Origin of the sequence: Rhodoferax sp., from assembly GCF_012927445.1 — a bacterium.
Taxonomy (GTDB): Bacteria; Pseudomonadota; Gammaproteobacteria; order Burkholderiales; family Burkholderiaceae_C; genus Rhodoferax.
Genome location: NZ_JABBPD010000004.1, coordinates 344,719 through 364,278, shown reverse-complemented (window position 1 = coordinate 364,278; position 19,560 = coordinate 344,719). Strand labels below are relative to the sequence as shown.

Sequence of the window (19,560 nt, the reverse complement as noted above, 5' to 3'; positions counted from 1 at the left end):
GAGCCGAATCAAGATCGGCAAACGGCAGGGTCAGGCGTTTGACGTAGTCAGGTTCGACCCAGATTGAAGCGGCCGCACACTTGGGCCAAGCGGCTGGCCTGATCTCTCAGGCTCTCGGCCGCCGCGGTGGATTGCTCCACCAGCGCCGAGTTCTGCTGCGTCATCTGGTCCAGGTTGCTGATGGCACTGTTGATCTGCGAAATACCATTGGACTGTTCATTGGTCGCGGCGCTGATTTCCCCGACGATGTCGGACACCCGCTGGACCGAGCTGACAATCTCGGTCATGGTTTGCCCCGCATCGTCCACCAGTCGGGAGCCGGCTTCCACCTTTTCCACCGAATCGGCAATCAGGCTCCTGATTTCCCGTGCCGCGTCTGAAGAGCGTCCGGCCAGGCTGCGCACTTCACTGGCCACCACGGCAAAACCGCGGCCTTGTTCGCCAGCGCGGGCCGCTTCCACCGCGGCGTTCAGCGCCAGAATGTTGGTCTGAAAGGCGATGCCGTCAATGACGCCAATGATGTCGGCAATCTTTTGGGAAGAGGCGTTGATGCTCTCCATGGTGATGACCACTTGCGACACCACCTCGCCACCGCGCGACGCCACGGCCGCTGCCGAAGACGCCAGCTGCTTGGCCTGCCGGGCCGAGTCGGCGGACTGGTTGACCGTGCCCGTCAGCTCCTCCATGGAGGCGGCCGTCTCTTGCAGGCTGGAGGCGGTTTGCTCGGTACGGGCCGACAAGTCGTGGTTGCCGGCGGCAATCTCGGACGAGGCGGTCGTGATCGACTCGACCGAGCTGCGAATCTCACCCACCACCTCCCGCAAGGACTGCTGCATGTCGCCGAGCGCGGCCATCAGGCTTGGATCGTCCGCCATGATGGGCAGATGCTCCGACAGGTTGCCCTGGGCCACTTGTGTCATCGCATCGCGTGCGGTGGCCGGCTCGCCGCCCAGTTCGTTCTGCAGCGAGCGCTTCACCACAATCGCCAACGCCAGCGCGACGCCAGTGGCCAGGCAACTCAGGAGGATGGCGATCAGTCTGGCACGGTTGGCGTTCTCTTGAACCTCAAGGTGAGGTCTGTTCAGCGAGTTGGCTGGCCTCGGCAATTTGTTTGAGCAATTCAGCCTTGAGTTGCCGCCAGGCGGGCGTTTCTGCCGTATTGAGCATCTTGATGGCTTCGGGGACATCAATGGCCAGCGCGGCGATCACCTTGTCTTGGGCCTGACCCTGCGCGGTGCGCAAGGCGGGCAAGGCGGTGATGCGGGACTCGAAAACGGTGCCCTGGGCTGTCGCGGCCGTTTCTTTGTAAATCTTGTCGTAGGCCGATAGGGCTGCATTCAGGTTTTCGCGTGCTTTGGGGTTGGCCGGATCTAGCACCATGTTGCGCAGGGCCTGGCCCATTTGCAGACCCTGGGCGTACATTTCGGACAAGCCGGTCCGGATGGATTGCTCGGTCCGGATGTAGTGGTCAAACTGGTTTTGGGTGCGGATCAGACCCCAGATACTGCTGCTCAGTCCGGCGATGAACATCACAGCGGGAATGGTGCAGCACAGAAACAAACGGGTGCTGAATTTCATGGTGGCAAGGCTCCTGTTGGGTGTAGTCAAGACGAGCCCTGAAGCCAGCCGCTGAACTTATTGTATGGGTGTTGACTTATGCTTTGACCCGCTTGCTGCAGGCCGTGCAACGTGCGCCAGTCAAGAAATACCGTCAGAGGTGTGGCGCGGATGTTTCATGAAACTGTCATGCAATATTCATACGATAGTTGTCGGTTGGTACCCACGGCCAGTCCTTCTGCTGTTGGGTCTTGCCATCTCCCTCAATTTCTGGAAACCATGACTATGACCAATTTGCCGCAACCGTCACGCCGTCAGGCTCTCAAGTTTCTCGCCAGTGCGCCCATGCTGCCGCTGGGCGTGATGTCGGTCAGCTCGCTTTTGTCAGCTTGTGCCACGACCAGTAGCGCCGCGTCACCTGCCGCAGGCAACTATCTGTCCACCCGCTTCACACCGATGGCCGCGCCGACACTGGCCAACCCCGCCGCCATGGCGACCACCACGGTCGGTTCCAGCCTGCAGGTCATGCTGCGTGATGGCAGTACCCACAGCTACCAACTCGCCTACCAACCCTTTTTCATCACCGGTGACAAGGTCGCTGATGGCAACGGAGGCACGGTTCTGAGCGGTGGCTACTTTGATATTTTGAACAAGCCCATCATGGATAAATCGGTCTTGGGCAAAGAGCGCCAGTTTTTCTCGGATTGTCCGGATGGCACGTCGTTGTTGCAGTTGGCTCAGCCCAAGGTCGCCGGCATCAAGGGTAAGGCGGTCTTTGCGGTGGTGCAGTTTGAATATGCCACCCGCGACCAGAACAATGCAGAAGCCTATGGCACCTTGCCGTCGCCCATCGCGGTGCTCACGCTGGACCAGGATCAGGTCACCGGCCAACTCAGTCTGGTCAAGTACCACAATGTGGATACTTCCTCGGTCAATGGCCTGTGGATCACCTGCGGCGCCAGCCTGTCGCCCTGGAATACGCACCTCTCCAGCGAAGAATACGAGCCGGATGCGACTGTTGCGGCCCAGGATAAGCGCTTCAAGGCGTTTAGCAAGAACCTCTTTGGCGATGAAACCATTGCCAACCCTTATCACTACGGTCATCTGCCCGAAGTCACGGTCAATCCGGATGGCACTGGTTCAATCACCAAGCATTTCTGCATGGGCCGCATTTCGCATGAACTCGTGGAGGTCATGCCGGACAAGCGCACCGTGCTGATGGGGGATGATTTTGTCAACGGCGGCCTGTTCATGTTCATCGCGGACAAGGCTGCTCACCTGTCAGCGGGATCGCTGTTTGTGGCCAAATGGACGCAGACTTCTGGCATCGGCCCGGGCAGCGCCACGCTGTCGTGGATCAAGCTCGGTCACGCCACCAGCAATGAGATCGAGGCCTTGGCGAACACGCTGAAGCCAGCTGACATCATGGCCGTGAAGACGGTCGACCCGATGGATGCGAGCTACACCAAAATCCGCTATTCAGGCAAGGACAACTGGGTCAAGCTCATGCCCGGTCAGGAAAAAGCTGCCGCCTTCCTGGAAACCCACCGCTACGCCGCGCTCAAAGGCGCCAGCATGGGCTTCACCAAGATGGAAGGAACAACCGTCAACATCAAGGACAAAATTGCCTACTCCGCCATGAGCTACATCCAGGCGTCGATGGTGGACGGCAGCACCGACATTAAAGTGCAGGGGCCGAAGTCGGGTGCGGTCTATGCGCTCAATCTTAAAGGCGCGCAAAAAGACTTGGCCGGTGCTGCCATTGACAGCGAGTGGGTACCGGTGGACATGGCGGCCCCGGCGGCACTGGTTGGCGAAGACCTCGCCACGCCGGACGCCCTGGGCAACACGTCGCATGCCGACAAAATAGCCAACCCCGATAACATCAAGTTCTCGGAAAAGATGCGCACCCTGTTCATCGGGGAAGACAGTGGCCGCCACGTCAACAACTTCTTGTGGGCCTACAACGTCGATTCCAAGCAGCTGTCGCGGCTTATGTCGTGCCCGGCTGGCGCCGAATCCACGGGCTTGCAATCGGTGGACGACATCAATGGCTGGACCTACATCATGAGTAATTTCCAGCACCCCGGTGACTGGGAGAAGGGTTTGCATGACAAGGTTAAAGCCACGCTGGATCCCTTGGTGCGCGCCAACTACAAGGATCGTTTTGGCGCCGCAGTGGGCTACCTGACGGCCGACCCTGCGGGCATCAAGCTGCGCTAGAGCGGGTTAACGGGTCGAGCTGACCGGCCGTGCAGGTAGCCGGTTAAGTCGAAGGCGCTCATGCTGCGCGCTGCTTCGGTGCCAAGCTGCAGGCGCACCCAAGACGCCGGGTCAGTGTCCGGTTCATCGGCACTGACGCTCAGCTTGCCGTTCACCGTGACCAGCCCGCTGACATGGGGGATGGCCCAGTCCTGCTGCGCAGGGTCGAGGTAGACCAGCACCGTAGCGGGGGGCAAACGGGCGGCAATTTGAGGGGCGTGCGCGTCAATCTGCAGTGGGCGGGGTGTCAACAAAAAACGGCCCGGTGTGGCGCTTTCCTGTTGCACCATATAGCCGATCAGGCGCACGGACTGGCCGTCGGACTGGCGCAGGGCGTCGCTCATGTCCAGCCCTGTTGGTTCCAGCGGGGTACGAAAGAAATCGCGAAAACGCAGTTCGGTCACCTGGCGCGAGGCGACCGATGTGGCCACCTGTGGTTGGGTTGCGCCCAGCCAGAGTGCTGCGGTGGTGGCCAGCAACAGGCGCAGTGGGGTGGTAAAACTACTCTGGCGGCTGGTGTCCAGGGGCAATGGAAATGGGAGAGGCATGGTGGGCAGGCGACGTAGGGGAGGCGGTGAAAATCACTGCCGCCAGCGTACCCATTGCCTGTGACGCTGTCGTGACGCGCGTCATCCAGAGTACCGATGCCCTGGTTACGGCGCCGCTTCTGGCGGCGGCTCAAAGCTGTCGCGAAAGGTGAAATAAAGCGACGTGAAAAACATGGACGCCATCAGCAGCAGCACCGGAAACAGGAGGTCGCCCGCCAGACCGGGGTTGCCCAGCAGGGCGCCCACCGTCGTGACGCCGATGACAACCAGCACCAGCACCGCCAGCCACATCAGTCCAAAAATGGCAAATGCCCAGAAATTGCGCAAGCAGGCCACGATGCTGAAAAACAGGCTCTTGATCGGGGGCAAGTCATGCCAGTGCACCAGTGCCGGTGCGTGCCAGAACATCAGCGACAAGGGCAAATGCAGGCCTATGAAAACCCACATGGCGGCCTGAAACTCGGACGCCTGCAACATCTCGCGGGTCGGCGTCGCGCCGCCCAGATAAACCCGGGCAAAGTCGCCGCCATCGACCAGGGCGGAGGCACCCATCGCGGTCAGAAACCCCAGCGCATACAGGGCGCCCAGCACCAGCATGGCGCGCGTCTTTTGTTTGTTCGAACGAAATGCCGCCAGCAAGACGATGGGCATCGGAAATCGGCCTTGGGTTGCTTCCTGGGTGGCGGACATCAGCCCCAGGGTGGCGGCGGGCAGCAGCATCATGGCCAGTGCGAAGCCCAGGTAAGGCACCAGGCTGGCGATGGTCATGACGGCCATGAACATGAAAAACAGACCGGCGAGCGCCAGGGGTTGTTTAAAAAATGTTTGCATGCCCAGCTTGACCCATAACAGGCCGGTGCGGGCGGGAACAATGTTCAGCTTCATGGTCAGGTCGCCGTTGCGCTCAAAAAGTCGGGGTGGCTGGCGCGCTCCCGTAAAACCCGCTCGAAATGGCCCGGATCGTGGGCGACGAGCATGCTGGCCTCGCGGGGCAGGTGGTAATCCCATAGACGAGAAATCCAGAACCGCAAGGCCCCGGCACGCAGCATGGCTGGCAGCAATTCACGCTCGGCGGCAGTGAGGGGGCGCACGGCGCTGTAGGCATTCATGAAGCTTTGGGCGCGTTCCGGGTTGTGGGTGCCGGCCTCCAGGTTGACGCACCAGTCATTCAGGGTGACCGCAATATCAAACAGCCAGCTGTCGATGCCCGCAAAATAGAAGTCAAAGAAGCCGGTGAGATGGGGTTCGCCGGCCACGGTGTCGAACATCACGTTGTCGCGAAACAGGTCGGCATGGATCGGACCGCGTGGCAATGCGGCGTAGGCAGAGGAGGCCGCAATGTGGGTTTGGTAAGCCAGTTCACTCTGGATCAACGCGGTTTGGTCGGCCGTCAAATGGGGCAAGACCACCGGCACGGTCTCGTTCCACCAGGACAGACCCCGCAGATTGGGTTGCGACATGGCAAAGTCAGCGCCCGCCAGGTGCAGTTGGGCCAGCGTGGCGCCTACCGCCGCGCAGTGCGCCGGGGTGGGGCTCAGTTCACTTTTGCCAGGCAGCCTGTTGACCACAGCCGCGGGTTTGCCTTTGACTTCAAATACCAAGTCGCCACGGGCGTTGGCGGTGGGATCGGGCACCGGGATGCCGCGTTGCGCCAGATGCTTCATCAAGCGCAGGTAAAACGGCAGTTGCTCCATCGTCAGGCGCTCGAACAGGGTGAGCACGTACTCGTGGATCACGTCGTCGAGTTGGGTGGTCACGAAGTAGTTGGTGTTCTCAATACCGCCGGAGCAGCCCTTCATGGCCTTGAGATTGCCCAGTTTGAGTTGTTTCAGCAGGGCCCGTGCCTCTTTGGTCGAGACTTCTGTGTAAACCGCCATGAATCAAAAACCCAGAATTTTCCAGCTGCGCTCGCCGCTGGCGGGATGCACTTGATACGCGGGCATGCCGCCTTTGGGTTTGACGTCAATGGTCTTGGTTTCGCCGCCAATGCGCAGTTCGTCAATGCTGGTGTCAGCGTCCTCAACGTGAATGCGCTCGGTTCGCTTTTCGACGGCACCGGTTGGCGTGGAAGCCGCCGGTTTTTGCTGGCTTGACGCGGCTTGCGCTGGCGCGGGAGACTGTGCCCAGCAAATGCTGACGCAAGACAGGGAGAGGGTAAGAAATAGGGCAGATCGCATGCTGTGATTGTAAGTAGAACCACAGGCGCCGCGCCTGGCGCAGGCAAAATGGGCGTATGAATGACCCCAAAATGATGAAAAAAACCTTGCTGCTGGTGGATGGCTCCAGCTACCTGTACCGCGCCTTTTTTGCGGGGGGCGACACCATGAGTGTCACCTTACCCGACGGCACCGTGCAGAAAACCGGGGCCATACGAATCATCATCAATATGCTGCAAAGTCTGCGCAAGGAAGTGCCGGCCGATTTTGCCGCCTGCGTGTTTGATGCCAAAGGGCCGACGTTCCGGGATGACCTCTACCCCGAGTACAAGGCGCACCGGTCGCCCATGCCGGACGACTTGCGCGCCCAGATCGAGCCGATTCATGAAGTGGTGCGGCTGATGGGCTGGAAGGTGCTGGACGTGCCGGGCGTCGAGGCGGATGACGTGATCGGCACCTTGGCCGTCATCGCCGCCAGGCAGGGCATTGAGGTGATTGTGAGCAGCGGCGACAAGGATCTGGCGCAATTGGTGAATGAGCACATCACCATCATCGACACCATGAATGGCAAACGCCGCGATCTGGCCGGGGTGGAGGCCGAGTTTGGCGTGCCACCGCACCTGATGGTGGACTTTCAAACCCTGGTGGGCGACGTCATCGACAACGTGCCGGGAGTACCCAAGGTCGGCCCCAAGACCGCCGCCAAATGGCTGCAGCAATATGGCTCGCTGGAAGGCGTGGTGGCCAACGCCGACGCCATCAAGGGCGTTGTCGGCGAGAACCTGAAAAAGACGCTGGACTGGCTGCCGATGGGCCGACAACTGCTCACCATCAAGACCGACTGTGATCTGAATGGCTGGGTGCCTGAGCTGCCCGCTATGGATTCAATAGCTACTGGCGCAATGGATACGGCGGCTCTGGCTATTTTTTATAATAAATACGGGTTCAAGGGCTTGGCCCTGGCGATGGAAGCGGCTTCTGCCGCCCAGGCTGACAAGGCGGGCACCGCGCCGCGCACTGCAGCCGCCGCCAGTGCCGCCAAGCAAAACAAAGCCGAACCCGGTCTGTTCGATGAGCCTGACCTGTTCGGCGATGCTGCCGCCAACTCCCGCGTCACCACGCTGGCCTACGACACCATCCTGAGTTGGGAGGCGTTTGACCGCTGGCTGGCCACGCTACAAGCCGCCGAGTTGGTGGCGGTGGACACCGAAACCACGTCGCTGGACGAGATGCGGGCCGAGATCGTGGGCCTGTCGTTTAGCGTGACGCCGGGTGAGGCGGCCTACATCCCGCTGGCGCACCGCTACCCCGAGGCGCCGGCGCAATTGCCGCGCGACGAGGTGCTGGCCAAACTCAAACCCTGGCTGGAAAATCCGGCGCACAAGAAGCTGGGCCAGCACATCAAATATGACCGCCATGTGTTTGCCAACCACGGCATTGAGGTGCAAGGCTACGCCCACGACACCATGTTGCAGAGCTATGTGCTTGAAGTGCACCGGCCGCACGGCCTGGCCAGCCTGGCGGAGCGCCATCTGGGGCGCAGCGGCATCAGTTTTGAGGACTTGTGTGGCAAGGGGGCGCATCAGATCTGCTTTGACCAGGTCGATATTGCCAAGGCCGCTGAATATTCATGCGAAGACTCGGACATGACGCTGGACGTGCACCGGGCCTTGTGGCCGCAACTGCAGGCCAGTTTTCCGCCGCCACCCCAGGCGTCGGCCCATTCGGCGCCGGCGGGCGACGCGCTGCATGCCAGTCTGGCTGGTGTGCAACATCTGCCCAGTCTGCTCGGTATCTACGAGCTGGAAATCGCCAGCAGCGAGGCGCTCTACCGCATCGAACGCAACGGCGTGCTGATCGACGCGCCCACCTTGGCGAAGCAAAGCCTGGAACTTGGCGCCCGCATCCTGCAGTTGGAGACAGAAGCGCATGCGCTGGCCGGTCAGCTGTTCAATTTGAGCAGCCCGAAGCAGATCGGCGAGATTTTCTTCACCAAGCTCGGCCTGCCGGTGGTCAAGAAAACAGCCACCGGCGCCCCGAGCACCGACGAAGAAGTATTGGAAAAATTGGCCGAAGACTACCCGCTGCCGGCCAAGATTCTGGAGCACCGGGGCTTGGCCAAGCTCAAGGGCACCTACACCGACAAGCTGGCCCAACTGGCGCATCCGCGCACCGGCCGCGTGCACACGCATTACGCGCAGGCGGTGGCCGTGACCGGCCGCCTCTCCAGCAACGAGCCCAACCTGCAGAACATCCCGATTCGCACTGCCGAGGGCCGGCGCGTGCGCGAGGCTTTTGTGGCACCGCCGGGCTGCGTGATCGCCAGCGCCGATTACAGCCAGATCGAGCTGCGCATCATGGCGCACATCAGTGGCGATGCCGCGTTATTGCTGGCCTTTCACGACGGCATGGACGTGCACCGCGCGACGGCCGCCGAGATCTTTGGCGTTGGCACGGCCCAAGTGACCAACGAGCAGCGCCGTTACGCCAAGGTCATCAACTTCGGCCTGATTTACGGCATGAGTGCCTACGGTCTGGCGCGCGCCTTGAGCATCGACAACACCGCCGCCAAGAATTACATCGAGCGCTACTTTGACCGCTACCCGGGTGTCAAGCTCTACATGGACCACACGCGCCAGACGGCCAAGGCCAAAGGTTATGTGGAAACCGTGTTCGGCCGTCGCCTGTACCTGCCCGAGATCAACTCCCCCAACGGTCCGCGTCGCAGCGGCGCGGAACGGGCCGCCATCAACGCGCCGATGCAGGGCACCGCCGCAGACCTGATCAAGCTCAGCATGGTGAAGGTGCAGCAGGTACTGGACGAGGAAAAACGCGGGACCAAAATGATCATGCAGGTACACGATGAATTGGTGTTTGAAGTGCCAGAATCCGAGGTCGAGTGGCTTAAACACGAGATTCCGCGCCTGATGGCCGGGGTGGCGCATCTCAAGGTGCCTTTGCTGGCCGAAGTGGGCGTGGGGCCCAACTGGGACAAAGCGCACTGAACCGAGCTTGCCGCTTGGCCTGGATTCAGATAAATTCAATTTTCAACACTCAGGAGATGCTTCATGCTGCGTAAAGACCTCAAGACCGAATTTGACGCTCTGCTACCGGGCCAGAGTACCGAGCAGGGCGCCACGCGCCGCACCGCGCTGAAAGTGGCGCTGGGGGTCGGTTATGCGGCCGCGGCCGCGCCCATCATGGCGCAGACCGCGATCAAAACCACCGCAGCCGGCCTTAAAACCGGCGAGATCACCTATGAAGTGAATGGCTTCAAAGTGCCGGCCTACTTTGCGGCGCCAGCCGGTATGACCAATTTGCCGGTGGTGCTGGTGGTGCATGAAATCTTCGGGGTGCATGAGTACATTGCCGACACCTGCCGCCGCTTTGCCCAAGCCGGTTACCTGGCGATTGCGCCCGAGCTGTACGCGCGCCAGGGCGATCCGTCCCAATACGCCGAAATGGCCAAACTGATGGCCGACGTGGTCTCCAAGGTGCCCGATGCACAGGTCATGGCGGATCTCGACGGTGCGGTTCAATGGGCCGGCGCCAACGGCGGCGACTTGGCCAAAGTGGCGATCACCGGCTTTTGCTGGGGCGGGCGCATTGCCGGGTTGTATGCGGCACAAGGTCCGGTCAAGGCGGCCGTGGCCTGGTACGGTCGGCTGGTGGGCGCCACCAACGAGCTCACACCCAAAAACCCGATCGACCTGGCTGCCGTTATGCGCGCACCGGTTCTGGGGCTGTACGGCGGAAAAGATGCGGGTATCCCGCTGGACACGCTGGACACGATGAAAGCGGCGCTGGCCACGGGCACGGCGGCGTCCAAAGCGGCGCAGTTTGTGGTGTACCCCGATACACCGCATGCGTTCCATGCTGACTACCGCGCCAGCTATCGCCAGGGACCGGCCGTCGACGGCTGGAAGCGTTGCCTGGAGTGGTTCAAGGCGAATGGGGTGGTCTGACAAGACCTGGGCCGCGCCGAGGCCGCGACCCGGTTGACGGTCAGCTCAACGGGGCGGGCCGGGTGCGGGGGGTGTCTTTGTCGATGTCCCAGTCCGCCTGATCGGCCACTTCATAGCGCGCCCGTCCTGCAGATTTGGCGCGGTACATGGCAGTGTCGGCTGCATTGATCATGGCGGCGGGTTCGAGCGAGGCGTCGGGCAGCAGGCACGCCACGCCAATGCTGAAGGTCACTTGGGGACCGGTGCTGGAGGTGGCATGCGGAACGGCTTCTTTTTCCATCAGGTCCAGGCATTTTTGGGCGGTTTCACACGCGTGTGTCATGTCGGCGCCGGGCAGCAACAGCACAAATTCTTCCCCGCCATAGCGCGCGGCCATTTCGCCCGCGCGGCGCACGCAATGGTCCAGAACCCTTGCCACCCTCCGCAGGCATTCGTCGCCTGCCACATGGCCATAGTTATCGTTGTATTGTTTGAAGTGATCGATATCGACCATCAAGAGACTCAAGGGCGTGCCGCTGCGGGCGGCCCGCTGCCATTCTGTGGTCAGGGCTTGGTCAAAGTGCCTGCGATTGGCCAAGCCGGTCAACTCGTCCATGCTCGACTGGCGGGCCAGGCGCTGGTTACTGGCCTCCAGCATTTTGCCTTTGCGCACCAGTTCCGTGACATCAATCCAGGAAGCCACCAGATAGCCCTCGGGGGTTCGGATTTCACGGGTGTTGACCCACTGGTTGCCAGCAAGCTCTTTCAGTTGGGGCTCTTTGTGTTTCCCGCGCGTTGCCAGACGCTTGGCCAGCCACTGATCTTCGCAGCCGATGGCCGCCGGGACCTGATGAAGTTTCAATTTGGCGCGCACCAGGCTTTCAAAGGTCTGACCGATGTCCGCCGGTTTATGAAAACCGAGGCGCATCGAGTTGATTTTTTTGTTGTAAAGGATCAGTCGATCCCGTTGGTCCCAAATCTCCAGGCCGACGTCGAGTGTGTCCAGGCTGGAGACTAGCAATTGGCGGGCGTGCCGTGCCGCACGCTTTGCCGTCGATAGTTGTCGCCGGAGCAAGACGAAGGCGGCCAGTGCACAGAATAGGCCGCTCAGTCCAAGCCAGAAAGGGCCGGGTAGAAATCCAATGCCCGGCGTTTGGCTGACCCACCACCATGCCAGTGTTTCCGACACGAACGCCGCCAGAGCCCACAAAATCAGCGGCAGGGACTTGTCAGGGAGGCGCGAGAGTGTCATGGGTGAATGTGAATTATCTGGTCAGTGCGAGATATGTATCAGCTTTTTCAAAGTAAGCCAATGCAAAACTCCCCTGTTGCCTCAAATTAGCACCACTTTAGTGACTTGATCGCTGATTCAAGTCGCCCCCGACCAGGCCGTCACCGCTTCGGTTCAGCCCTGCGCGCAAGGCCGAGCGGGGTCGTTGCACCACTCGCTCCAGCTGCCGGCGTAGAGGGCAGTCCGCCCCAAGCCGGCAATTTCCATGGCGATCAGGTTGGGCACAGCGCTGACACCGCTGCCGCAGTGGTGCACCACGGTGGCGGGATCGCGCCCGGCCAGCAGGGCTTCAAACTCGGCCCGCAATTCCGGCGCCGGTTTGAACTTGCCGTCGGCCCCCAGGTTCAGGTTGAAGGGACGGTTCAAGGCGCCAGGAATATGTCCCGCCACCGGGTCCAGTGGTTCCACCTCGCCCTTGAAGCGGGGGGCGCCACGCGCGTCAATCAGGTTCTGCGCCGGCCGCCCGAGTTGGTTTGCTATTGTTTCGGTAGCTATCAGCGAAGCTTTGGCGGGGGCTAGAAGGTAATTTGATGCTGAAACTGGGGCGCTGGCGTCCGCTTGGCCGCTCTGTGTTTCGCCCCCGTGGGCCTGCCAGGCCTGCAAGCCGCCATCCAGCACGGCGACGTTTTCATGGCCGACCCATTTCAGCATCCACCACAGGCGGCCGCAGTAGTTGGCGCCCTGGCGGTCGTACACCACGGCTTGCATGGCGTTGGTAAAGCCGATGCGGGAGAGCCAGGCGGCCAGGGTTTCCCGTGAGGGCAGCGGGTGCCGGCCGCCGGAGGCGGCATCGGTGGCTGTTTTGGCGGCGCTCAAGTGCCGGTCCAGGTCGGCGCGGACGGCGCCGGGGATGTGCGCCTGCTGGTACTGCCGGTCACCGGCACCGGATTCCATCAACTCAAAACTGCAGTCAAACACCATCAGCGGCTGGCCACTCAGTTGCAGGGCCTGGAGTTGCGGGGCGGAGATCAGGGTGGTATACATCAGGCAGGGTTCCTTCAATGGTGGCCGGTTCAGTGTTCTTCGGCCGGGGTGTTGGGAATGGCGCGCGAGCGCAGCACGGTGGCGGCCAAGCCGCTGGCCACAATCAGGCCCATGCCGGCCCAGCCCAGCAGCGCAATCTGGTCGCCAAACAGCAGCAGGCTGTAGATGGCAGCAAACACAATGCCGGAGTACTGCAGATTCGCCACCAGCAGGGTTGAGCCCCGGCTGTAAGCGCGTGTCATGCACCACTGGCCCAGCGACGCCAGCACGCCAATCGGCACCAGCCAGGCGGTGGCTTGCCAACTGGCCGCCGACCAGGGCGTCAAACCGGTGAACGCAATGCCAGTCAACCCGACCGCCGCAGTGCCCACCGAGAAATAAAACACAGTGCGGCCTTCGGGCTCGCCCGCCTTGCCCAGGGCCGTGACCTGCAAGTACGCCAGCGCTGCGCCCATGCCGGAAAGCAGACCGACCAGTCCGGCAAACAACTGGTGCTGGTCCAGGGTCGGGCGCAGCATCAGCACCACACCGGCAAAACTGGTCAGCACGGTGACCATCAGGGGTCCCTGGCGTTGTGCCTGGCCGTACAGCACCGCACCGCCCACAATAAAGGCCGCCACCCAGACGCCACTCATGTAGTTCAGCGTCATGGCCGTGGCCAGCGGCAAATGGGCAATGGCGTAAAACCAGGTACTCAGTGACAGCACGCCAATCACGCTGCGCCAGGCGTGCATCATGGGAATCGTGGTTTTGAGAGAGGTGCCGCGCGTGCGCAAGACCAGACCCATGAAGATCACGCTCACCACGCCGCGGTAGAACACCAGTTCAAAAGTGCTGAAACTGCCGGAGGCGACCTTGATGCCCACCGTCATGGTGGCAAAAAAGAACGCACCGAGCACCATCCAGAGCGCTTGCATCGGCGTTACAACTGAATTTGGCGGCGATACCAGTCGTGAAAGTGCTGCATGCCGTCTTCCATCGGGCTTTGATAAGGCCCGACTTCGTTGTCGCCGCGCAGCAGGAGGGCGCTGCGTCCGGCGTCCATGCGTTCGCCGATCTCGTCGTCCTCGATACAGGTTTCCATGTAGGCGGCTTGCTGGGCCTCGACAAACTCACGCTCGAAGGCCTGGATTTCTTCCGGGTAATAGAACTCGACCATGTTCATGGTCTTGTTCGCGCCCATCGGGTGCAGCGTGGAGACGGTCAGTACATGCGGATACCACTCCACCATGATGTGCGGGTAATAGGTGAGCCAGATCGCGCCGTATTTGGGCGCTTCGCCTTTGCGGTAAGCCTTCAAGGCATCCTGCCAGCGTTGGTAAACCGGGGTGCCAGCCGGACCGGGTTTGGCCGTGCCAACGGTCTGCACCGAGTAGTTCTCCTTGAACTCCCAGCGCAAATCATCACAGGTGACGGTGCTGCCCAAGCCAGGGTGGAACGGGCCGACGTGGTAGTCCTCCAGATAGACCTCGATGAAGGTCTTCCAGTTGTAGTTGCACTCGTGCATTTCGACCTTGTCGAGCACAAAACCGGTGAAATCCAGATCAGCCCGCGGCCCCATGTCGGCCAGGTCGGCGTGGATGTCGCGGCCGTTGTCTTCAAACAGCAGTCCGTTCCATTCGCGCAGTTTGTAGTTGTTCAGGTTCAGGCAGGGGTCGGTCGCAAAATGCGGGGCGCCCAACAAGGTGCCGGCGGGCTCTGGCCCACTGCCGCTGTAAGTCCAGCGGTGCAGCGGACAAACGATGTTGCCGGCCGCCACACCTTGATGCGGCGTGTTGACCGAGCCGCGCCCTTGCAGCATCAGCGCCTGGCGATGGCGACAGACATTCGAGATCAGTTCAATGCCAGTGGGCGTGCGCACCAAGGCGCGCCCCTGGGCCTCTTGGGCCAAGGTGGCATAGTCGCCCACATTGGGCACACTCAAGGCGTGCCCCACATAGCGGGGCCCGCGCTGAAAAATATTTTGCAGTTCGCGCTGGTAAAGCGCTTCGTCAAAATAGCTTGAAACTGGTAGTTGGCCGGTGGCCTGCTGCAGTTGAAGACTTAAATCAGACATCGAGGTCCTGACCTAAAGACTCCCCACAGGGAGATGCGCCAATGCGCGGTAAAAAGGAAGCCGGCCAAAGCCGACACAAAGAGCATTGGATTGTACCTGCCGACCCTCATTTTGCAGAAATTAGCCTGATTTGTTCGATGGACCCCATTCAATACCGGATGGTTTATAAATACCGGTCTGGTTAGCCCCAGTCGGTGCTTTATCCCCACGGTTGTCACATCTCGCACCCCAGCGCCTAAAATCACACTTTTTTTGATCCACGGAATTACCTGCCCTATGGCCTCTGCCCCCCGCCCTGGTTTAGCTGCCCCGGCCAGTTATGAAGCCGCTCTGGAAGAGCTTGAACAGCTGGTTGCCCGGCTGGAGTCGGGCGATATGCCCCTGGAGCAGTTGCTCACCGGCTATCAACGCGGGGCTGAATTGCTCAAGTTCTGCCGTGACCGGCTGGAAGCAGTCGAAGGTCAGATCAAGGTGCTGGATCAGGGAGCGCTTAAAACGTGGACACCCGAGTGAAAACCGAATCCGCCTTTGACCTGGGTGCCTGGAGTGCCCGGCATCTTGACGGCGTCGAACGCGCGCTGGAGCGCTGGGTCACCGCCGAGGCGCCCGCCGGCGTCGACCATGGCGCGCCCGCCGAGCTAGTCGAAGCCATGCGCTACGCGGTACTGGACGGTGGCAAGCGCCTGCGTCCCCTGTTGGTGATGGCGGCCTGGGAGGCTGTGACCAGCGATCGCGTGGGGGCGGATGCCACGCGACCCGCCGTGCCTCATGAAGCAGCGCTCCGTGCGGCGTGCGCCGTTGAACTGATCCACGCCTATTCGCTGGTGCATGACGATATGCCGTGCATGGATAACGATGTGCTGCGCCGCGGCAAGCCGACGGTGCATGTGAAATTTGGCGAAGCCAGCGCCTTGCTGGCCGGTGACGCCTTGCAGGCTTTGGCTTTTGAGTTATTGACGCCGGAACTGGAAGGCATGCCGGCCGAGCGACAGGCCCGCCTGTGCCGCCTGCTGGCCCGGGCGGCTGGCAGTGCCGGTATGGCCGGCGGCCAGGCGATTGACCTGGCCAGTGTGGGCGTGTCCCTCACTGAGAGCCAGTTGCGTGACATGCACCGCCTCAAAACCGGTGCCCTGCTGCAAGCCAGCGTGATGATGGGCGCCGCTTGCGGCGATGCCTCCGCCGAAGCGCAGGCGGCGCTGAAGACGTATGGCGCGGCGATTGGTCTGGCGTTCCAGGTGGTGGACGATATTCTGGACGTCACTGCCGACTCCGCCACGCTGGGCAAGACGGCCGGCAAGGATGCTGATCAGGACAAGCCCACCTACGTGTCGGTGCTGGGGCTGGAACGCTCGGCCGCCCATGCGCAGGAATTGTTGGGGCAGGCCCTGGCCGCGCTGGCGCAGAGTGGTTTGCGCAATACCCAGGCGCTGCAGGGCTTGGCCAACATGGTGGTGAACCGTTCGTGCTGAAGCGCAAACTGGCCCGGCAATCAGGAATACTAGGGAAATAAGCTGCTAGCCCTTATGAAATAAGCGCAAGCAGCTATAAAAAATATAGCATATGTCAAACAAGTTGTACCCGCTGCTGCAAACCATCAATGACCCCGCCGATCTGCGGCGCTTGCCGCGTACCCAGTTGCACGCGCTGGCCGACGAGCTGCGGGCCTATGTGCTGAGCAGCGTCTCGAAAACCGGGGGCCACCTCAGTTCCAACCTCGGCACGGTGGAACTCACGGTGGCCTTGCATTACGTCTTTAACACCCCGAATGACCGGGTGGTATGGGACGTGGGCCATCAAACCTACCCGCACAAGATACTGACCGGGCGGCGCGAGCGCATGGACTCCTTGCGTCTGCTGGGTGGGTTGAGTGGTTTTCCGCAACGCTTCGAGAGCGAATACGACGCCTTTGGCACGGCGCATTCCAGCACCTCCATTTCCGCCGCTTTGGGCATGGCGCTGGCGGCCAAAATCAAGGGTGAAGAACGCCACGCGATTGCGGTGATCGGCGATGGTGCGCTGACCGCCGGCATGGCGTTTGAGGCGCTCAACAACGCCGGCGTGGCCGACTGCAATTTGCTGGTTATCCTGAATGACAACGACATGAGCATCAGCCCGCCGGTGGGCGCGCTGAACCGCTATCTGGCCAAACTCATGAGCGGTCAGTTTTATGCCGCCGCCAAGAACGCCGGCAAGACCGTGCTCAAAGGCGCGCCGCCCCTGTTTGAGCTGGCCAAGCGCATTGAGGAAACGGCCAAAGGCATGGTGGTGCCCGCCACCCTGTTCGAGAAGTTCGGCTTCAACTACATCGGCCCCATCGACGGCCATGACCTGGATTCACTGATTCCGACACTGGAAAACATCAAGCACCTCAAAGGTCCGCAGTTTCTGCATGTGGTCACCAAAAAAGGGCAGGGCTACAAACTGGCCGAAGCCGACCCGGTGGCCTACCACGGCCCCGGCAAGTTTGACCCGGCGATTGGTCTGCAAAAGCCGACAACGCCGGCCAAGACAACTTTTACCCAGGTATTTGGCCAGTGGCTGTGCGACATGGCCGCCCATGACCCGCGGCTGGTTGGCATCACGCCCGCCATGCGCGAGGGCTCGGGCATGGTGGAGTTTGAAAAACGTTTTCCGGCGCGTTATTTTGATGTCGGCATTGCCGAGCAGCACGCCGTGACGTTTGCCGCGGGACTGGCCTGCGAAGGCCTGAAGCCGGTGGTGGCGATTTACTCCACCTTCCTGCAGCGCGCCTATGACCAGCTGATTCACGACGTTGCCATTCAGAACCTGCCGGTCGTGTTTGCGCTGGACCGTGCCGGCTTGGTGGGGGCCGATGGCGCCACCCATGCCGGGGCCTACGACATTCCTTTCTTGCGCTGCATTCCCAACGTCAGTGTGGCGTGTCCAGCGGATGAGAATGAATGCCGCCAGCTGCTCTCCACTGCGTTTGAGCAGGATCACCCGGTGGCCGTGCGCTACCCGCGCGGCGCTGGTGCCGGCGTGCCGGTGCAGGCGGGTTTGGAAGCGCTGCCTTTTGGCAAGGGTGAAATCAAGCGCGCCGGCAAAGGCGTCGCCATCCTGGCCTTTGGCACACTGCTTTATCCCGCGCTGGAAGTGGCGGACAAGCTCAATGCCACCGTCGTCAATATGCGCTGGGCGAAACCGCTGGACACCGAACTGCTGCTCAAAGTGGCGGCCGAACACGAAGGCCTCGTCACGCTGGAAGAGGGCGCCATCATGGGGGGTGCTGGCAGTGCCGTCAGCGAAGCGCTGCACGCGGCCGGGGTGGTCAAGCCACTGCTGCAACTGGGCTTGCAGGATGAATTCATCGAGCATGGTGACCCCATCAAATTATTGGCTCTGCAAGGTCTTGATACCGCCGGTATTCAGGCCGCCGTGGTCAAACGGTTTGCGGCGCTGCTGGAGTCCGGGCGCCCCGCACTCAAAGTGGTGGCCTGAAGCGGGCTCACGCCCTCCGTCCAGCAAGGGAAAACCCCCCGCATTGCGGGTCGCGCACATCCTACAATCCGCGGTGACTCTTATCGGTCATCGTTGTGCGTATCCGCATGGCGAGATGTTCAATCAATAACTCCAGGAGTGAACTCAATGGATCGTCGTTCCCTTATCAAGCACGCAGGTATTGCGGGCGTATTGGCTGCTGCTGCGGCCCCTGCCGTACATGCACAAGGTGCCAATGTTCGCTGGCGTCTGGCTTCCAGCTTTCCGAAATCCCTCGATACCATTTTTGGTAGCGCAGAAATGTTTGCCAAGACGGTCAAAGCGCTGTCTGGTGGCAAGTTTGAAGTGTCGGTGCATGCCGCCGGCGAACTGATGCCAGCGTTTGGCGTGGTGGATGCGATCCAGAATGGCACGGTCGAGATGGCCCAGACGGCGTCCTACTATTTCACGGGCAAGGATCCCATTTTTTCCTTCGGTTGTGCCGTGCCTTTTGGCCTGACCGCCCGCCAGATGGATGCCTGGATGGAACATGGCAATGGCCGCAAGCTGATGGACGCGTTTTACGCCAAGTACAACATCAAGAGCCGCAGTGCGGGCAACACCGGCACGCAGATGGGCGGCTGGTATCGCAAGGAAATCAAGACGCTCAATGACCTGAAAGGTCTGAAAATGCGCATGGGCGGCGGGCTTTTCGGTGAAGCCATGCAGAAGCTGGGCGTTGTGCCGCAGAACATGCCTGCCGGTGACGTGTACCAGGCACTTGAAAAAGGCACGCTTGATGCTGTCGAGTTCGTGGGTCCCTACGACGACCAGAAACTGGGCTTCAACAAAGTTGCGCCTTTCTACTACTATCCCGGCTGGTGGGAAGGTGGCGCAGAGCTTGAGTTTTTCATCAACACCAAAGCTTATGCGGCACTGTCGCCAGAATTTCAAGCGATTGTTGACGCGGCAACCGCTGTGGCCGCCCGGGACATGACGTCCAAGTACGATGCCTTCAACCCGATTGCCTTGAAGAAGCTGGTTGCCGACAAGACGCAGCTCAAGCCATTTTCGAAGGAACTCATGGACGCCGGCTTCAAGGCCTCGATGGAAGTGTTTGCGGAGCACGAAGCCAAATCACCCGAGTTCAAGAAGATTCACCAGGACATGCGTGCATTCCAGCGTGACCAGTTGTTGTGGGCGCGCTTTTCTGAGTTTCGTTACGACAGCTACATGACCACCGTCAAGCTGTAATCGGTTCTTTTCGCGTTTTTAAAACGGCCTCGCTTTGCGGGGCTTTTTTTTTGTCGGTTGATTTGTTGGC

16 protein-coding genes and 1 pseudogene are annotated in these 19,560 nt (G+C 61.0%); 7 read left to right on the top strand and 10 right to left on the bottom strand.

The annotated features are described in order from the left end of the window. Nucleotides 1-47 precede the first annotated feature (47 nt). Both HHJ17_RS07245 and HHJ17_RS07240 read right to left on the bottom strand, forming a co-directional pair. Nucleotides 48-1,028, bottom strand: a pseudogene (locus HHJ17_RS07245) (methyl-accepting chemotaxis protein); the annotation flags it as partial. 37 nt (nucleotides 1,029-1,065) lie between these two features. Beyond that, a complete protein-coding gene (locus HHJ17_RS07240; RefSeq protein ID WP_296505393.1) occupies nucleotides 1,066-1,578 on the bottom strand; it encodes a hypothetical protein in 513 nt (170 codons plus the stop codon). Nucleotides 1,579-1,842: 264 nt separating this feature from the next. On the opposite strand from HHJ17_RS07240, the gene HHJ17_RS07235 reads away from it, so the two are divergent. After that, entirely contained in the window at nucleotides 1,843-3,780 is a 1,938-nt protein-coding gene (locus HHJ17_RS07235; protein WP_296505756.1) for an alkaline phosphatase PhoX, read from the top strand. On the opposite strand, the gene HHJ17_RS07230 is transcribed toward HHJ17_RS07235, so the two are convergent. The 4 genes from HHJ17_RS07230 to HHJ17_RS07215 form a co-directional block, all read right to left on the bottom strand. Then, the gene (locus HHJ17_RS07230; protein WP_296505391.1) at nucleotides 3,777-4,367 is read right to left on the bottom strand and encodes a hypothetical protein; all 591 of its coding nucleotides are present in this window, start codon (nucleotides 4,365-4,367) and stop codon (nucleotides 3,777-3,779) included. The two genes, HHJ17_RS07235 and HHJ17_RS07230, sit on opposite strands and share 4 nt — an antisense overlap. Nucleotides 4,368-4,472: 105 nt before the next feature. Next, nucleotides 4,473-5,252 carry a BPSS1780 family membrane protein gene (locus HHJ17_RS07225; protein WP_296505389.1) on the bottom strand — a complete coding sequence of 260 codons (780 nt, stop codon included), beginning with the start codon at nucleotides 5,250-5,252 and terminating at the stop codon, nucleotides 4,473-4,475. 2 nt (nucleotides 5,253-5,254) lie between these two features. Next, complete coding sequence (locus HHJ17_RS07220; RefSeq protein ID WP_296505388.1) at nucleotides 5,255-6,244, bottom strand: homoserine kinase; 990 nt, start codon at nucleotides 6,242-6,244, stop codon at nucleotides 5,255-5,257. 3 nt (nucleotides 6,245-6,247) lie between these two features. Then, entirely contained in the window at nucleotides 6,248-6,544 is a 297-nt protein-coding gene (locus tag HHJ17_RS07215; protein ID WP_296505387.1) for a hypothetical protein, read from the bottom strand. A 56-nt stretch (nucleotides 6,545-6,600) separates the two neighbouring features. Between HHJ17_RS07215 and polA the strand changes: the two genes are divergently transcribed. Both polA and HHJ17_RS07205 read left to right on the top strand, forming a co-directional pair. Next, the gene (gene polA, locus HHJ17_RS07210) at nucleotides 6,601-9,528 is read left to right on the top strand and encodes a DNA polymerase I (protein WP_296505383.1); all 2,928 of its coding nucleotides are present in this window, start codon (nucleotides 6,601-6,603) and stop codon (nucleotides 9,526-9,528) included. 63 nt (nucleotides 9,529-9,591) lie between these two features. Further along, entirely contained in the window at nucleotides 9,592-10,488 is an 897-nt protein-coding gene (locus tag HHJ17_RS07205; protein WP_296505381.1) for a dienelactone hydrolase family protein, read from the top strand. 40 nt (nucleotides 10,489-10,528) lie between these two features. On the opposite strand, the gene HHJ17_RS07200 is transcribed toward HHJ17_RS07205, so the two are convergent. From HHJ17_RS07200 to HHJ17_RS07185, 4 genes are all read right to left on the bottom strand, one after another. After that, complete coding sequence (locus HHJ17_RS07200; RefSeq protein WP_296505379.1) at nucleotides 10,529-11,719, bottom strand: sensor domain-containing diguanylate cyclase; 1,191 nt, start codon at nucleotides 11,717-11,719, stop codon at nucleotides 10,529-10,531. Between the two features lie 153 nt (nucleotides 11,720-11,872). Then, nucleotides 11,873-12,742 carry a sulfurtransferase gene (locus tag HHJ17_RS07195; RefSeq protein ID WP_296501625.1) on the bottom strand — a complete coding sequence of 290 codons (870 nt, stop codon included), beginning with the start codon at nucleotides 12,740-12,742 and terminating at the stop codon, nucleotides 11,873-11,875. Nucleotides 12,743-12,771: 29 nt separating this feature from the next. Then, nucleotides 12,772-13,659: a DMT family transporter gene (locus HHJ17_RS07190; protein WP_296501626.1), complete on the bottom strand. Its 888-nt coding sequence runs from the start codon at nucleotides 13,657-13,659 to the stop codon at nucleotides 12,772-12,774. A 5-nt stretch (nucleotides 13,660-13,664) separates the two neighbouring features. Then, nucleotides 13,665-14,798 (bottom strand): aromatic ring-hydroxylating dioxygenase subunit alpha, encoded by a 1,134-nt coding sequence (locus HHJ17_RS07185; protein ID WP_296501627.1) that lies wholly within the window; start codon nucleotides 14,796-14,798, stop codon nucleotides 13,665-13,667. A 276-nt stretch (nucleotides 14,799-15,074) separates the two neighbouring features. Here HHJ17_RS07185 and HHJ17_RS07180 point away from each other — a divergent pair, with 276 nt between their 5' ends. From HHJ17_RS07180 to HHJ17_RS07165, 4 genes are all read left to right on the top strand, one after another. Continuing rightward, entirely contained in the window at nucleotides 15,075-15,311 is a 237-nt protein-coding gene (locus HHJ17_RS07180) for an exodeoxyribonuclease VII small subunit (RefSeq protein WP_296501628.1), read from the top strand. Beyond that, on the top strand, nucleotides 15,308-16,267 hold the full coding sequence (locus HHJ17_RS07175) for a polyprenyl synthetase family protein (protein WP_296501629.1): 960 nt from the start codon (nucleotides 15,308-15,310) through the stop codon (nucleotides 16,265-16,267). Before HHJ17_RS07180 ends, HHJ17_RS07175 begins: the two co-directional genes overlap by 4 nt. A gap of 91 nt (nucleotides 16,268-16,358) precedes the next feature. Then, nucleotides 16,359-18,257, top strand: a complete 1,899-nt coding sequence (gene dxs, locus HHJ17_RS07170; protein WP_296505377.1) for a 1-deoxy-D-xylulose-5-phosphate synthase — start codon at nucleotides 16,359-16,361, stop codon at nucleotides 18,255-18,257. A 147-nt stretch (nucleotides 18,258-18,404) separates the two neighbouring features. Continuing rightward, entirely contained in the window at nucleotides 18,405-19,490 is a 1,086-nt protein-coding gene (locus HHJ17_RS07165; RefSeq protein WP_296505375.1) for a TRAP transporter substrate-binding protein, read from the top strand. Nucleotides 19,491-19,560: the final 70 nt, after the last annotated feature.